Below are 14,765 nucleotides of genomic sequence, written 5' to 3'. Positions count from 1 at the left end.
TGATCCGGAAGGGCGGGATCAAGCCAGGAATCCCCGCAGCAGCGCGGCCGTCCCCGCGCAGTGCTCGCGCATCACCGCGCGCGCCGCCTCCTCGTCGCCCTCGAGCACCGCGTCCACGAGCGCCGTGTGCTGGTGCTGCGAATGCTCCAGGTTCCGCACGAGCAGGGGTATGCAGTCCAGCAGGTCGTTCACGGTCGCCCGGACGGCGGCGTACTGCGCGGTGAGCGAGGGGGAGCCGGAGAGCTCGGCCAGCGTCAGGTGGAACAGGGTGTCGAGCCTGCGGTAGTCGGGCAGAGGTGCTTCGTGTGTCGCCATCAGAGCCGTGCGCAGCCGGTCCACGCCCTCGTCGTCGAGGCCGTGCGCGGCGCACAGTCCTGCCGCACCCGCCTCCAGCACCTCGCGGAAGCGCAGGGTGTCCTCGACGTCGGCCCCCGCCACCCGGCGGCGCAGCTCGTCGCCGTCGGCCGAACCGGTGCGGGGGAGCACGAACGTACCGCCGTACCGGCCGCGTCTCGCCTCGATCAGGCCCTGGTCCTGAAGCACCTTCAGCACCTCCCGCAGCGTGACGCGGCTGATGCCGAGAAGCTCGGCCAGCCCGCGCTCGGCCGGCAGCCGGCCGCCGGCGGGCACCAGGCCGAGCCGGACCACCTGGAGGATCTGCTCCAGGGCCTCCTCGAAGCCGTTGCCCGCCCGGACCGGACGCAGCACGGGCAGCAGCCGGTCGAAGGCCCCGGAGTCCTCGGTCTCTTCCGCCACGTCCCGATTCCCTTCCCCCCAATGGTTTTCTCCCATACCTTAGACCGACCGGCCGTGCCTTCCCGCAGGCCGAGCGAGGAGTATCCCCGTGGCAGACCGAACACCCCCGCTCGGGACCGAGGAGCTGCGCTCACTCGTCGCGAGCGGCGAGATCGACACCGTGGTGCTCGCCTTCCCCGACATGCAGGGCCGGCTGCAGGGGAAGCGCTTCGCGGCGGCCTTCTTCCTCGACGAGGTGCTGGAGCACGGCACGGAGGGCTGCAACTACCTGCTCGCCGTCGACACGGACATGAACACCGTCGACGGATTCGCGATGTCCTCCTGGTCCAACGGCTACGGCGACTTCGCCATGCGCCCCGACCTCGCCACCCTGCGCCGGGTCCCCTGGCACGAGGGCACCGCCATGGTCCTGGCCGACCTCGTCTGGGAGGACGGCTCACCCGTCGTCGCCGCACCCCGCCAGATCCTCCGGCGGCAGCTGGAACGGCTCGCCCGGCACGGCCTCACCGCCCATGTGGGCACCGAGCTCGAATTCATCGTCTTCAAGGACACCTACGAGCAGGCCTGGGACCGCAACTACCGCGACCTCACCCCGGTCAACCGGTACAACACCGACTACTCCGTCCTCGGCACCGGCCGCGTCGAGCCCCTGCTGCGCCGCATCCGCAACGAGATGGCGGGCGCGGGCCTCGCCGTCGAGTCCGCCAAGGGCGAGTGCAATCCCGGCCAGCACGAGATCGTCTTCCGCTACGACGAGGCCCTCGTCACCTGTGACCAGCACGCCGTCTACAAGACCGGCTCCAAGGAGATCGCCGCCCAGGAGGGCGTCGCGCTCACCTTCATGGCCAAGTTCAACGAGCGCGAGGGCAACTCCTGCCACATCCACCTCTCGCTCCAGGACGCCGACGGACGGAGCGTCATGGCGGGCGAGGACGGCACCATGTCCCCCGTCATGCGGCAGTTCCTCGCCGGGCAGCTCGCCGTCCTGCGCGACTTCTCGCTGCTCTACGCGCCGAACATCAACTCCTACAAGCGCTTCCAGCCCGGCTCCTTCGCCCCGACCGCCGTCGCGTGGGGCCACGACAACCGCACCTGCGCCCTGCGGGTCGTCGGACACGGCCGCTCGATGCGCTTCGAGAACCGGCTGCCCGGCGGGGACGTCAACCCCTACCTCGCCGTCGCCGGACTCGTCGCCGCCGGACTCCACGGCATCGAGCACGGACTGCAACTGCCCGAAGCGTGCGAGGGCAACGCCTACACCGCCGGATACGACAGGGTCCCCACGTCCCTCCGCGACGCCGCCGTCCTCTGGGAGGACAGCGACGCCGCCCGGGACGCCTTCGGCGACGAGGTCGTCGCGCACTACCGCAACATGGCACGCGTCGAACTGGAGGCCTTCGACGCCGCGGTGACCGACTGGGAGCTCCGCCGCTCCTTCGAACGCCTGTGAGGCACCCCGTGACCCCCGACCCCGACCCCGAGGCCCGGACCCTGTGATCACCGAACACCGCGTGCTGAACCCGGCGACCGAGGAACTCGTCGCCACCGTCCCCGCGACCACCGTCGCCGAGGTCGGTACCGCCGTCACCCTGGCCGCGGCCGCCCAGCGCACCTGGGCCGCCCTGGCGCCCGCCGACCGGGCCCGGCTGCTGCGTCGCTTCGCCGTCCTCGTGGACGAACACGCCGAGCGGCTGGCCCGGCTGGAGGTCACGGAGGCGGGCCACACCCTGGGCAACGCCCGCTGGGAGGCCGGCAACGTCCGGGACCTGCTCGACTACGCCGCCGGGGGAGTGGAACGGCTCACCGGCCGTCAGATCCCCGTACCAGGAGGGATCGACGTCACCTTCCTCGAACCCCTCGGTGTCGTGGGGGTGATCGCCCCCTGGAACTTCCCGATGCCGATCGCCGCCTGGGGTGTCGCACCCGCCCTCGCCGCCGGGAACGCCGTACTCCTCAAACCGGCCGAGACCACCCCGCTCACCGCCCTGCACCTGGCCCGGCTCGCCCTCGACGCGGGCCTGCCCGAGCACCTCTTCCAGGTGCTGCCCGGCGCGGGCGAGGTGACCGGCAACGCCCTCGTCGAACATCCCGGAGTCGCCAAGATCGTCTTCACCGGATCCACCCGGGTCGGCAAGCGGATCATGGCCGGGTGCGCCGCCCGGGTGAAGCGGCTGACCCTCGAACTCGGTGGCAAGAGCCCCACACTCGTCTTCGCCGACGCCGACATCGAGGCGGCCGCGGCCGCCGCCCCCATGTCCTTCCTCGACAACGCGGGCCAGGACTGCTGCGCCCGCACCCGGATCCTCGTCCAGCGGTCCGTCTACGAGCGCTTCCTCGGCCTCCTCGCCCCCGCAGTCGCCTCGGTCGTCGTGGGCGACCCCGGCGACGAGAGGACCCAGATGGGTCCGCTGATCTCCCGGGCCCAGCTGGAGCGGGTGCGCTCGTACGTCCCCGACGGCGCCGCCGGCATCCGGGGCGGCGCTCCCGACGGTCCCGGCTTCTGGTTCCCGCCCACCGTGCTCACCGACGTCCGCCCGGACGCGCCCGTCGCCACCGAGGAGGTCTTCGGACCGGTCGCGGTCGTGCTGCCCTTCGAGGACGAGGACGAGGCCGTCCGGCTGGCGAACGCCACCGAGTACGGCCTGGCCGGCTCCGTCTGGACCCGGGACGTGGGCCGCGCCCTGCGGGTCTCCCGGGCGGTCCGGGCCGGGAACCTCTCCGTCAACTCCCACTCCGCCGTGCGCTACTGGACCCCGTTCGGCGGTGTCAAGCAGTCCGGACTCGGCCGTGAACTGGGGCCCGACGCCCTCGCGGCATTCACCGAAACCAAGAACGTCTTCATCGCCACGGAGGCCTGAACACGCATGACCACCGACCCCGGGAACATCTGCCGCCGCCTGACCGGCCGCACCGCCGTCATCACCGGAGCGGGCAGCGGCATCGGCCTCGCCACCGCGCGCAGGCTGGCGTCCGAGGGCGCCCACGTCGTCTGCGGCGACATCGACGAGACCGCGGGCCGCGCGGCCGCGGAGGAGGTGGGCGGCACCTTCGTACACGTCGACGTCACCGACCCCGAACAGGTGGAGGCGCTGTTCAAGACCGCGTACGACACCTACGGCTCCGTCGACATCGCCTTCAACAACGCCGGCATCTCGCCGCCCGACGACGACTCCATCCTCACCACCGGGCTGGAGGCGTGGAAGCGCGTCCAGGACGTCAACCTCACCTCCGTCTACCTCTGCTGCAAGGCCGCCCTTCCCTACATGCGGCGCCAGGGACGCGGTTCGATCATCAACACCGCCTCCTTCGTGGCCCGGATGGGCGCGGCGACCTCCCAGGTCTCCTACACCGCGTCCAAGGGCGGGGTGCTCGCCATGTCCCGCGAGCTCGGGGTGCAGTTCGCCCGGGAGGGCATCCGGGTCAACGCCCTGTGCCCGGGACCGGTCGACACCCCGCTGCTGCGGGAGCTCTTCGCCAAGGACCCGGAGCGCGCCGCCCGCCGGCTCGTGCACATCCCCCTCGGCCGGTTCGCCGAGGCGACCGAGATCGCGGCGGCGGTCGCCTTCCTCGCGAGCGACGACTCCTCGTTCGTCAACGCCACGGACTTCCTCGTCGACGGCGGGATCTCGGGGGCGTACGTGACCCCGCTGTAGGACGTCTTCCCACGGTGGAGGGCAAGGGCGACGCGCCACCGTCCGGCTGTGGTACCCGGACGCGAACACGCCCGTACCGAGCGCTGGTGGGACGGCGCGGCATGGACCGGACACACCCGGTCGCCCGCCGTCCCGCGCCCCATGGCGCTCCGGCCGTCCCGCGCCCCGGGTGCCCGGACCCCGGACTCCCGCCCCGGGGGCGCCCGCACCACCGGGGCGGTCGCGGCGCGCCACCCGGCCGTCCGCTCACCCGCGAGGTCACCGCCTCCCCGCGGCCGGCGGCGTCGCGGCTCCCGGGCCGGCGCGATCCCGCACCAGGACTAGAGGAAGGTACGACCCTCGCCGCGGTAGGTCGGCACGGTCGCCGTGATCCGGTCGCCCTCGATCAGCCGCAGCTCGTCGAAGCGCTCGCACAGCTCACCGGCCTTGGCGTGCCGGAACCACACCTTGTCCCCGATCAGCAGATCGTCCGCGGGCGGGCCGAGCAGCGGCGTCTGCACCTCGCCCGGACCCTCCTGCGGGTCGTAGCGCAGTCCCTCGGGCAGGTACGGGACCGGCAGCCGGTCCGGACCCGCCGCCCCGGACGCCGGATACCCGCCGCCCAGCACCGTCACCACGCCCACGCCCGGCCGCCGGACCACGGGCTGCGCGAACAGGGCGGCCGGACGGCCCGCGAACGAGGTGTAGTTGTCGAACAGCCGCGGGACGTACAGTCCGGACCCGGCCGCGATCTCGGTCACCGCGGCCTCCGCCGCCGTGTGCTGCACACTGCCGGTGCCGCCCCCGTTCACGAACTCCAGATCCGGCGTCACCGCCCGGACCGCGCGCACGACTTCCGCCCGCCGGACCGCCAGCTCCCTGCGGGCCGTCGCCTGCATCAGCCGGACCGCCCGCGACCTCAGCGGCCGGCCGGCCACCGAGTCGCCCACACCGGCGACATGGCCCTCGTACGCCATCAGCCCCACCAGCCGGAAGCCCGGCCTGCGGGCCACCGAGCGGGCCAGGTCGGCCAGCTGGGCGGGGGAGCGCAGCGGAGAGCGCAGCGCGCCGATCCTGACCCGGCCGCCGAACAGTCGCAGCGAGGTGTCCAGCTCCAGGCAGACCCGGATCTCCTCCGTCCCGCCGGCCCGCGCCGCGTCGATCAGCTCCAGCTGCGCGTGGTCGTCCACCATCACGGTCACGGACGCCGCCGACCCGGGATCGGCCGCCAGCTCGGCGTACGCGGCCCGGTCGGCCGACGGATAGGCCAGCAGGACGTCATCGAAACCGGCCCTGGCCAGCCACAGCGACTCCGCCAGGGTGAACGACATGATCCCGGCGAACCCCGGGCGTGCGAGGACCCGCTCCAGCAGGGCACGGCAGCGTACCGACTTGCTCGCCACCCGGACCGGCTTTCCGCCCGCCCGGCGTACGAGGTCGTCGGCGTTGGCGTCGAAAGCCTCCAGATCGACCACCGCCACAGGGGCGTCGAGATGGGCGGTGGCCCGGTCGTACCGGGTCCGGTCAGCGGCGCGGGCAGTCATGGCCGCAGCCTGCCAGACGGCCGTACCGCTGGGTAGGGGGACGTTCGGTGCAGATCCCCCGAGGCCCTCCGTCCGTTCCCACGGGGCGCCCCCCACCCCGTAGAGTGACGGTCACGCGGATGACCGGCGGCCTGTCCGGGACGGTGATCCGCAGGTGGTACGGGGACGTGGACCAGGGGGCCGGATGAGTACCGAAGCGCAGCGCGCTCCCGTGCCGCCCCGCCCGGCCACCCCACCGCCCGTCCCCGCCCTCCCCCTCGCACCTCCGCCGCCCGCCACCCGGCGCAGGCCCGTCGGCGCGGTGGACCTCACCCCGCGCCCCGGTGCGGCCCCCGCCCCTCCAGGCGCGTACTACGCGTACGCCGAGACGCCCGCGGAGACCACCACCCGCCTGCGCCCCGTGAAGACCCGGCACCCGGCCAGGACGGCGGCCGCGGCGGCCTGCGTCGTGCTCGGCCTCGGGCTGATCGGCGGCGCCGTCACCGGCAGCTGGCTCACCGGGAACTCCGCCGCCGAGCCCGGCGCCGAGGACGCGTACGCCGTGGGCCGATCCGCCTGGCACAGCGTTCCGGTCGACACCCTCTTCCCCCGCGCCCTCAAGGGCGAGGGAGCGGGACCCGGAGCCACCGACCGGGCCTGGACCCGGGTCGCCGTCGCCCCCGACAGCGGTTGCGCGGCGGGCCTGGATCCCCTGCTGCTCAGGACGCTCCGCCCGGTCGGCTGCGCCCGCATGGTGCGGGCCACCTACACCGACGCCACGCGCAGCAGCGTCACCACCGTCGGCCTGGTCTTCACCGAGGCGGACGCCGCGAAGACGACCGCGCTCAGCACCCGGTTCACCGAACAGCGTCTGGGCGCGCGGGCCGACCTCATGCCCCGTACCTACCCGGCCGAGGGCACCGTCGCCGAGGGCTTCGGTGACCGGCAGCGCGCCAGCTGGACGGTCCACGTACTGACCGAGGTGCCCGTCATCGTGGTCGCCGTCTCCGGTTTTGCCGACGGACGCGGCGTCGCCGAGCCGCAGCCCGCCGCCGCGGCCATGGCTCCCGGTGCGACGACGACCCCCGCCCAGGCCGGACTCGGACACGAGGCCGAGGGGGTCGCCGACCGGGTGGAACGCACACTGCGCAGGACGGTCACCGACCTCACGGAGAAGCCGGAGTGACCCGGCCCCGCCGCTACCGCGCCCTCGTCGCGGCGGCCATGGCCGCCGCCTTCACCCTGCTGCCCGCCGTACCCGCCCACGCGGACGCCATCCGCGACCAGCAGTGGGGCCTGGAGGCCCTCCACACCGACCGGGCCTGGCAGACCACGAGGGGCGAGGGCATCACCGTCGCCGTCCTGGACACCGGGGTCGACGGCAGCCATCCCGACCTCGAAGGCCAGGTGCTCCCCGGCAAGGACCTCATCGGCTTCGGCGCCGGACGCGGCGACCGGTCCTGGGCCCTGCACGGCACCGCGATGGCCGGAATCATCGCGGGCCGCGGCAGCGGCCCCGGGCGGGGCGACGGCGTGCTCGGCGTGGCACCGGGAGCGAAGATCCTGCCGGGCCGGGTGATCCTCGAGTCCAACGACCCGTCCCGCACCAAGGCCCGCGCTTCGCGCGGCACCGCCCTGGCCGAGGGCATCCGCTGGGCCACCGACCAGGGCGCCGACGTCATCAACCTCTCCCTCGGCGACGACAGCAAGTCCGCCCACCCCGAGCCCGGCGAGGACGCCGCCGTCCAGTACGCCCTGGCCAAGGGCGTGTCCGTCGTCGCCTCGGCGGGCAACAGCGGGGAGAAGGGCGACCGTGTCTCGTACCCCGCCGCCTACCCCGGTGTGATCGCGGTCGCCGCCGTCGACAAGTACGGCACGCACGCCGCGTTCTCCACCCGCCGCTGGTACGCCACGGTCAGCGCGCCCGGCGTCGACATCGTCGTCGCCAACCCCGACCGCAACTACTACATCGAGTGGGGTACCTCCGCCGCCGCGGCGTTCGTCTCCGGAGCCGTCGCCCTCGTCCGCGCCGCCCACCCGGACCTGTCTCCCGCGCAGATCAAGGCCCTGCTCGCGGACACCGCCCGCAACTCCCCCCCGAGCGGCCGGGACGACGCCCGGGGCTACGGACTGGCCGACCCCGCCGCCGCGATCGAGGCCGGGGCGGACCTGCCTCCCGACGGCCCGGGCGCCACGTCCGCCACGGCGGGTCACCGCAAGCAGTACTTCGGTCCCGGCCCCGCGCCGGAGCGGCAGGACGAGGACCCGGCCGGCTGGCTGGCCCCGGCGGCCGGTGGACTCGGTGCGGTGCTGCTCGCCCTGGCCGTGGTGCTGTGGCGCGGCGGGAACACCACCGGACGCCGGAACAGCGCCTTCGCGACGGGCGTCACCGGACGTCGCTGAACGCCTCGCCGGCCAGGCCCGGCGGCGTCACAGCTCTTCGCCCGGCACGTCCGGCGCGGGCATCAGCGGGTACCGCTCAACGCCTCGCCGGCCACGTCCACAGCGGCCTTCGCCACCGATTCCACCAGCGCGACGCCCGCCTCCTTGGTCGCGTGCCCGCGCGACAGCACCGCCACCAGGTACGCGTGCCCACCGCTCTCCACCCGCCCGATGCTGTTGATGTCCCACAGCCCGGTCGTCGTCCGGGGCATCCAGCCGTTCTTCAGTGCCCAGCCGCCGCCCGCCGCGGACACCCCCCACCGCTGGTCCGCCTCGATCCGCCCCATCAGGTCCGTCAGATACCTGCGGGAGGCCTCCGACAGCTCCGACTCCGCACCGAACACGGCCTGCAGCAGACGCACCTGGTCCACGGCCGTGGTCTGCGTCAGCCCCCACGCGTGCGCGGCCGTCGTCGCGGTCAGCCCCAGCCGTCCGTTCGCCGCGTCCAGCCCCTGCTCGCCGCCCACCACCTTCAGGAGCTCGGTGGCCGAGGTGTTGTCGCTGCGCCTGATCATGGCGTCCGCCCGGGCGTGCTCGGCGCCGCTCAGCTCCCGCCCCTCGTCCTGGGCCAGGAGCAGCAGCGCCGCCAGGATGTCGACCTTGACGATGCTCGCGGTGTCGTACGCCCCGTCCCCGTAGGCCGCGCCCTCCCCGCTCTCCGCGTCCAGCACCGCCACCGACACATCGGCGTCGCCGGCCAGGGGCGCCAGCGCGTCGGCCAGCTCCGCGTCGAGATCCACCTCGGGCTCCTCGCTCGTAGCCGCCGGGACCGGCGGGCTCGATGCGGAGGATACGGATGCCGCGGCGGCGGGCGCGGGATCCGGCGGGCGACCCACCAGGCTTCCGCCGCCGGCGGCGGAAGCCCAGCAGTGCGACGGCCGTCACCGAGGCGGACAGCGCGGAACCGCTCGTTCTGTGCCGGGGCATGCTCCGGAGGCCAGGAACCGCAGCCGGCAGCGGCCTGTGCCCGACCTGTCGCCCGGACGGGAGAACCGGTCCACTACGCTCCTCGTGTGGCGCTCAAGAACATTCCGGACCCCGGTTACTCCGACGACGACGGCACGGCCGCTCCCGAACTGACGGCGGCACTCGCCGCGTGGTCCGGGGACCGCACGGCCGTCGGCCCCGTCCTGGCGGCGCTGCGCGGCGCCAGGCTGCTGGTCCCGGTCGTCGCCGTCCTCGGCGAGGTGGAGGAGGACGAGAACGGGCTGCGCCGTGAGAAGACCAGCGACATGGCGGTGCCGACCCTGCAGGCCGGTGACCGGCGTGCGCTGCCCGCCTTCACCTCCACCGCCTCGCTGGCCAGGTGGGACCCGCAGGCCCGCCCCGTCGCCGTACCCCTGCATCAGGCCCTGCAGGCCGCCGCGCACGAGAAGGCCGACACCGTGGTGCTCGACCTCGCGGGGCCGGTGGCCTTCGAGCTGACCGGTCCGGTGCTGCTGGCCCTGGCCGAGAACCGCACCAGCGCCGACCCGCTCGACGACCCTGCCGTGGTCGCGGCCGTCCGGGAGGCCGTCGCCGCGGAACCCGCGGTGCTCCGCGCCCACCTCGGCCCCGGCCGGGCCGACGGCACGCTGGCCCTGGTCCTCGCCCCGGACGCGGTGGTGGCCGAGGCCGCCCGCCGGGTCGCCGGCGCCCTGTCGGCCAGCGAGGTGCTCCGCGCCAGACTTGTGCGCGGCATCGACCTCGCACTGCTGCCCGCCGACGCCGAAGCCCCGGGCGAGCCGGTCTTCACCCGCTGAGACATGCGGGAGCCCGCCGCCTGTGGCAGGCGGCGGGCTCGGGGGCACTAGCCGTAGACGGGCCCCGTGTACTTCTCGCCGGGGCCCTGGCCGGGCTCGTCCGGTACGAGGGAGGCCTCACGGAAGGCCAGCTGGAGCGACTTCAGACCGTCGCGCAGCGGCGAGGCGTGGAAGGTGCTGATCTCGGTGGTGCTCGCGTCGAGCAGGCCGGCCAGGGCCTGGACCAGCTTGCGGGCCTCGTCCAGGTCCTTGTGCTGCTCGCCCTCCTCGGTCAGGCCGAGCTTCACGGCGGCGGCGCTCATCAGATTGACGGCGACGGTCACGATCACCTCGACCGCGGGGACCTCCGCGATGTCGCGGGCCATGTCGTCGAAGCCGGGGGTCTCGGGGCTGGGGGTGGTCGCGTCACTCATGCCCCACACGATAAGGCCACGTCCGGACGCCTCCGTGTGCGGGAGCGGGCAAGGGGCGGGCCTGGATCGCGGTGGGACGGCGCGTTGGCCGCCGGTCTCCGGAGCTGCTAACCTTGTGTAACGACCGGCCGGACACCTATGTGCTCGGCCCGCAAGTGGAGGCTCCGATCTCCCACCTGACTGTCCTCACGGACGGCAGGTCACCGGTCAGGTGGCGACCATCGTTCCGTACGGACGATGGAGCCGCTCGATGCGCCCCGCGGTTGACCGCGGCGGTGTTCCGGTATTTCCAGGAGCCCCGCCTGTGTCCCGTCCGGGGCTTTTTCCGTTCCCGGCTCGGTTGGTCATTCGAAACAGACGTTACGTGGCTGCCCGCCAGGCGGTCGCGTGGTGCTACCGAGGAGGATCCATCAGCGCCGAGCCCCGCATCAACGACCGGATTCGCGTTCCCGAGGTGCGACTTGTCGGTCCCAGCGGCGAGCAGGTCGGGATTGTTCCGCTTGCCAAGGCCCTGGAGCTCGCACAGGAGTACGACCTCGACCTGGTCGAGGTGGCGGCGACAGCCCGTCCCCCCGTGTGCAAGCTCATGGACTACGGGAAGTTCAAGTACGAGTCGGCCATGAAGGCCCGTGAGGCGCGCAAGAACCAGGCGCACACGGTCATCAAGGAAATGAAGCTCCGGCCGAAGATCGACCCGCACGACTACGACACCAAGAAGGGTCACGTCGTCCGGTTCCTCAAGCAGGGGGACAAGGTCAAGATCACGATCATGTTCCGTGGCCGTGAGCAGTCCCGCCCCGAGCTGGGCTTCCGACTGCTCCAGCGTCTCGCTTCGGACGTCGAGGACCTCGGCTTCATCGAGTCGAACCCGAAGCAGGACGGCCGGAACATGATCATGGTTCTGGGCCCGCACAAGAAGAAGACCGAAGCCATGGCCGAAGCCCGCGAGGCACAGGCCGCCCGCAAGGCGGAGCGTCAGGGGCTCACCCCGGACGCCGAGTCCGAGGGTGACACCGCTGAGGCCCCGGCCGCAGCGGCCGAGGCTCCGGCCGAGACACCTTCCGAGGCGTGACCTCCGGGGGCTGCCATCCAGGCGCCCCCAGGTCCCCCGGGAACCACCCAAAGATCTGACGCCCCTGCAGTCCGGTGCCCGCACCGAGAGGGGCGCCACTGACGAGGAGAGAACGGCGCGATGCCGAAGAACAAGACGCACAGCGGTGCCAGCAAGCGCTTCAAGATCACCGGCTCCGGCAAGGTGCTCCGCGAGAAGGCGGGCAAGCGCCACCTGCTCGAGCACAAGTCGTCCAAGAAGACCCGCTCGCTGACCGGCACGGTCGTCGTGGCTCCGGCCGACGTCAAGAAGGTCAAGAAGCTTCTCGGCAAGTGAGGCGCGGCCTCCGGTGAACCCGGAGGCGCGACCTCGATCCGACCGGGACCAATTCGTTTCCGGGTCGGGTGAGTCTGAACTGCGACCACCCGCCCCCGCTGCAAGGAGTCAAAAGTGGCACGCGTCAAGCGGGCAGTAAACGCACACAAGAAGCGCCGGGCGATCCTCGAGGCCGCCAAGGGCTACCGCGGTCAGCGTTCGCGCCTGTACCGCAAGGCCAAGGAGCAGGTCACCCACTCCCTGGTCTACAACTACAACGACCGCAAGAAGCGCAAGGGCGACTTCCGTCAGCTCTGGATCCAGCGCATCAACGCGGCTGCCCGCCAGAACGGCATGACGTACAACCGCCTCATCCAGGGTCTGAAGGCCGCCAACATCGAGGTGGACCGCAAGATCCTGGCCGAGCTCGCGGTCAACGACGCCAACGCGTTCGCCGCTCTCGTCGAGGTCGCTCAGAAGGCCCTCCCGAGCGACGTCAACGCCCCGAAGGCCGCCTGATCCGGGCAGCTCTTCCCCAGGTAGTCAGCCGGACCCGCAGGCGCAAGCCGTCTGCGGGTCCGGTGCGTTGCAGGACGCTCTGCGTACGTGGCCACCCGTACGCAGAGAAACGTACGCAGAGAAGCAGAGTTACGCAGAGAGGCTCGCCGCCGACCATGGGCACCCCCGAAGTGATCTCCGCGCGGTCGCCGCGCGTCGCCGCCGCACGACGGCTGGCCAGGCGCAACTTCCGCGGCAAGGAGCGCAGGTTCCTCGCCGAGGGGCCGCAGGCCGTGCGGGAGGCCGCGGGACACCGGGGGAGCGACGGCGAGCCCACGCTGATCGAGCTGTTCACCACCGCCGAAGCGGCCGACCGGTACGCCGACATCATCGACACCGCACAGGCGGCGGGCGCCCGGGTGCATCTCGCGGACGGCGACGTGCTCGCCGACGTCTCGCAGACCGTGACCCCACAGGGTCTGATCGGTGTCTGCCGCTTCCTGGACGCGCCCTTCGAGCAGATCCTCGCGGCGAAGCCCAGGCTGGTCGCCGTGCTCGCCCACGTCCGGGACCCGGGGAACGCCGGCACGGTGCTGCGCTGCGCCGATGCCGCGGGCGCCGACGCGGTCGTGCTCACCGACGCGTCCGTGGACCTCTACAACCCCAAGTCGGTCCGCGCCTCGGTCGGTTCGCTGTTCCATCTGCCGGTGGCCGTCGGGGTGCCCGTCGAACAGGCCGTGCGGGGACTGCGCGACGCCGGTGTGCGCATCCTGGCGGCGGACGGCGCGGGCACCGACGACCTCGACGACGAACTCGACGCGGGCACCATGGGCGGGCCCACCGCCTGGGTGTTCGGCAACGAGGCCTGGGGCCTGCCCGAGGAGACGCGGGCGCTGGCCGACGCCGTCGTCCGGGTTCCGATCCACGGCAAGGCGGAGAGTCTCAACCTCGCCACCGCGGCTGCCGTGTGCCTCTACGCCTCCGCACGGGCCCAGCGCCCGCGGCGCACCGGCTGAGACACCCTCCCGGGCCGCCGGCCGATCGATACCGGCCACACCGCCCGGTGCGCTCCCGCAGGGTGTCGCTCGCCGTCCGACGCCTAGTAGGGTGGCGAACTCGGGGGCCCACTGCACCGGTTCGAGAGGTGGGGTACGGGAATATGGCTGTCAGCATGAGCAGGCCGGGCGGGACACACACGGCCGCTGTGCGCGCCATCGAAGACGCGGCCCGCACGAGCCCGGTCATCGGCCCGGACCCGGCCACGGGCCTCGACCCTGACGACCTGCCCGACGGACTCGTCGTGGCCGACGAGACCGGCCGCGTCATCTGCTTCAACAGGGCCGCGGCCAGGATCACCGCAACCCCCCGGGCCGCCGCCCTCGGCCGGTCCCTGGAACACGCGCTGCCCCTCGAAGACCTCAAGGGCCGCCGCTGGTGGGACCTGACCGACCCGTACGGCGGGCTCGCCACCCGCGTCGGCCAGCCCGAGCGGAATCTGCTGCTTCCCGGCGGCCGTGAGGTCCTGGTCTCCGCACGCTACGTACGCGACACCCCGGCCGGCCCGGTCCGCCGGCTCGTCGTCTCTCTGCGTGGCACCGAGGCACGCCGCCGTACCGAGCGCAGTCACGCCGAGCTGATCGCCATCGTCGCCCACGAGCTGCGCTCCCCGCTGACCTCCGTCAAGGGGTTCACCGCGACGCTGCTGGCCAAATGGGAGCGGTTCACGGACGACCAGAAGCGGCTCATGCTGGAGACCGTCGACGCCGACGCGAACCGCGTCAACCGGCTCATCGCCGAGCTCCTCGACATCTCCCGCATCGACTCCGGCCGGCTGGAACTGCGCCGCCAGCCCGTGGACGTGTCCGCCGCCGTCGAACGCCACGTCCAGGCCCTCACCGCGAACGGCCAGGCACCCGACCGCTTCCTCGTACGCACCCGGCAGCCGCTGCCCGACCTGTGGGCCGACCCCGACAAGGTCGACCAGGTCCTCGGCAACCTCCTGGAAAACGCGGTGCGCCACGGCGAGGGAACCGTCACCATCGAGGTGGCCCCCGCGCCCGCGCCGGGCAAGAGCGACGAGATCGGAACGGCAGTCACCGTGAGCGACGAAGGTCCTGGCATCCCCGAGGAGTCGATGGGCCGTGTCTTCACCCGCTTCTGGCGGGGGAGCAAGCGCGGCGGTACCGGCCTGGGCCTCTACATCGTCAAGGGCATCGTCGAGGCGCACGGCGGCACGATCACCGTGGACCGGGGGCCCGCCGGCGGCGCCGAGTTCCGATTTATCCTGCCCGTGAGCGCCCCGGCCTACCTGGTCTGAGCGGCCCACGGGCTTCTTCGCCTCCCGGCGGCCCGTAGACTCGACTTTTGGCACCTTTGCGTCCTCAGTCGTCGAG

15 protein-coding genes and 1 pseudogene are annotated in these 14,765 nt (G+C 72.9%); 12 read left to right on the top strand and 4 right to left on the bottom strand.

Going from position 1 to position 14,765, the window contains the following annotated elements:
- Nucleotides 1–18: 18 nt before the first annotated feature.
- The gene (locus AB0F38_RS17610) at nucleotides 19–756 is read right to left on the bottom strand and encodes an FCD domain-containing protein (RefSeq protein ID WP_361893460.1); all 738 of its coding nucleotides are present in this window, start codon (nucleotides 754–756) and stop codon (nucleotides 19–21) included.
- Nucleotides 757–844: 88 nt separating this feature from the next.
- On the opposite strand from AB0F38_RS17610, the gene AB0F38_RS17605 reads away from it, so the two are divergent.
- The 4 genes from AB0F38_RS17605 to AB0F38_RS17590 are packed head-to-tail and all read left to right on the top strand — an operon-like array spanning nucleotide 845 to nucleotide 4,733.
- Complete coding sequence (locus AB0F38_RS17605; RefSeq protein ID WP_361893457.1) at nucleotides 845–2,206, top strand: glutamine synthetase family protein; 1,362 nt, start codon at nucleotides 845–847, stop codon at nucleotides 2,204–2,206.
- Between the two features lie 43 nt (nucleotides 2,207–2,249).
- Nucleotides 2,250–3,614 carry an aldehyde dehydrogenase family protein gene (locus AB0F38_RS17600; RefSeq protein ID WP_361893454.1) on the top strand — a complete coding sequence of 455 codons (1,365 nt, stop codon included), beginning with the start codon at nucleotides 2,250–2,252 and terminating at the stop codon, nucleotides 3,612–3,614.
- A gap of 6 nt (nucleotides 3,615–3,620) precedes the next feature.
- On the top strand, nucleotides 3,621–4,409 hold the full coding sequence (locus tag AB0F38_RS17595; RefSeq protein ID WP_361893450.1) for a 3-oxoacyl-ACP reductase: 789 nt from the start codon (nucleotides 3,621–3,623) through the stop codon (nucleotides 4,407–4,409).
- Between the two features lie 48 nt (nucleotides 4,410–4,457).
- Nucleotides 4,458–4,733, top strand: a complete 276-nt coding sequence (locus AB0F38_RS17590; protein ID WP_361893447.1) for a DUF2510 domain-containing protein — start codon at nucleotides 4,458–4,460, stop codon at nucleotides 4,731–4,733.
- On the opposite strand, the gene AB0F38_RS17585 is transcribed toward AB0F38_RS17590, so the two are convergent.
- Nucleotides 4,730–5,932 (bottom strand): amino acid deaminase/aldolase, encoded by a 1,203-nt coding sequence (locus AB0F38_RS17585; RefSeq protein ID WP_361893445.1) that lies wholly within the window; start codon nucleotides 5,930–5,932, stop codon nucleotides 4,730–4,732. The two genes, AB0F38_RS17590 and AB0F38_RS17585, sit on opposite strands and share 4 nt — an antisense overlap.
- 301 nt (nucleotides 5,933–6,233) lie before the next feature.
- On the opposite strand from AB0F38_RS17585, the gene AB0F38_RS17580 reads away from it, so the two are divergent.
- On the top strand, nucleotides 6,234–7,097 hold the full coding sequence (locus AB0F38_RS17580; RefSeq protein WP_361893636.1) for a hypothetical protein: 864 nt from the start codon (nucleotides 6,234–6,236) through the stop codon (nucleotides 7,095–7,097).
- Nucleotides 7,094–8,314, top strand: a complete 1,221-nt coding sequence (gene mycP, locus AB0F38_RS17575) for a type VII secretion-associated serine protease mycosin (RefSeq protein WP_361893442.1) — start codon at nucleotides 7,094–7,096, stop codon at nucleotides 8,312–8,314. Before AB0F38_RS17580 ends, mycP begins: the two co-directional genes overlap by 4 nt.
- Before the next feature lie 62 nt (nucleotides 8,315–8,376).
- Here mycP and AB0F38_RS17570 read toward each other — a convergent pair.
- A pseudogene (locus AB0F38_RS17570) lies at nucleotides 8,377–9,280 on the bottom strand (serine hydrolase).
- A gap of 86 nt (nucleotides 9,281–9,366) precedes the next feature.
- On the opposite strand from AB0F38_RS17570, the gene AB0F38_RS17565 reads away from it, so the two are divergent.
- Nucleotides 9,367–10,095 (top strand): SseB family protein, encoded by a 729-nt coding sequence (locus tag AB0F38_RS17565; RefSeq protein WP_361893439.1) that lies wholly within the window; start codon nucleotides 9,367–9,369, stop codon nucleotides 10,093–10,095.
- Between the two features lie 47 nt (nucleotides 10,096–10,142).
- Here AB0F38_RS17565 and AB0F38_RS17560 read toward each other — a convergent pair whose 3' ends face one another.
- A complete protein-coding gene (locus AB0F38_RS17560; RefSeq protein ID WP_361893436.1) occupies nucleotides 10,143–10,508 on the bottom strand; it encodes a DUF1844 domain-containing protein in 366 nt (121 codons plus the stop codon).
- 364 nt (nucleotides 10,509–10,872) lie between these two features.
- Here AB0F38_RS17560 and infC point away from each other — a divergent pair, with 364 nt between their 5' ends.
- From infC to AB0F38_RS17535, 5 genes are all read left to right on the top strand, one after another.
- Nucleotides 10,873–11,580, top strand: coding sequence for a translation initiation factor IF-3 (infC, locus tag AB0F38_RS17555; RefSeq protein WP_361893433.1), 708 nt, complete (start codon nucleotides 10,873–10,875; stop codon nucleotides 11,578–11,580).
- Nucleotides 11,581–11,700: 120 nt separating this feature from the next.
- On the top strand, nucleotides 11,701–11,895 hold the full coding sequence (gene rpmI / locus AB0F38_RS17550) for a 50S ribosomal protein L35 (protein ID WP_031097481.1): 195 nt from the start codon (nucleotides 11,701–11,703) through the stop codon (nucleotides 11,893–11,895).
- A 114-nt stretch (nucleotides 11,896–12,009) separates the two neighbouring features.
- The gene (gene rplT, locus AB0F38_RS17545; protein ID WP_007457565.1) at nucleotides 12,010–12,393 is read left to right on the top strand and encodes a 50S ribosomal protein L20; all 384 of its coding nucleotides are present in this window, start codon (nucleotides 12,010–12,012) and stop codon (nucleotides 12,391–12,393) included.
- A 155-nt stretch (nucleotides 12,394–12,548) separates the two neighbouring features.
- Nucleotides 12,549–13,388 carry an RNA methyltransferase gene (locus AB0F38_RS17540; RefSeq protein ID WP_361893430.1) on the top strand — a complete coding sequence of 280 codons (840 nt, stop codon included), beginning with the start codon at nucleotides 12,549–12,551 and terminating at the stop codon, nucleotides 13,386–13,388.
- Nucleotides 13,389–13,531: 143 nt separating this feature from the next.
- Nucleotides 13,532–14,689, top strand: a complete 1,158-nt coding sequence (locus AB0F38_RS17535) for an ATP-binding protein (protein WP_361893428.1) — start codon at nucleotides 13,532–13,534, stop codon at nucleotides 14,687–14,689.
- The last annotated feature ends 76 nt before the right edge of the window (nucleotides 14,690–14,765 follow it).

The organism is Streptomyces sp. NPDC025273 (assembly GCF_040638585.1).
GTDB classification, from domain to species: Bacteria; Actinomycetota; Actinomycetes; order Streptomycetales; family Streptomycetaceae; genus Streptomyces; species Streptomyces cinereorectus.
Note: the sequence above shows the minus strand (reverse complement) of the source record. Positions and strands in the feature narration are given on the sequence as shown.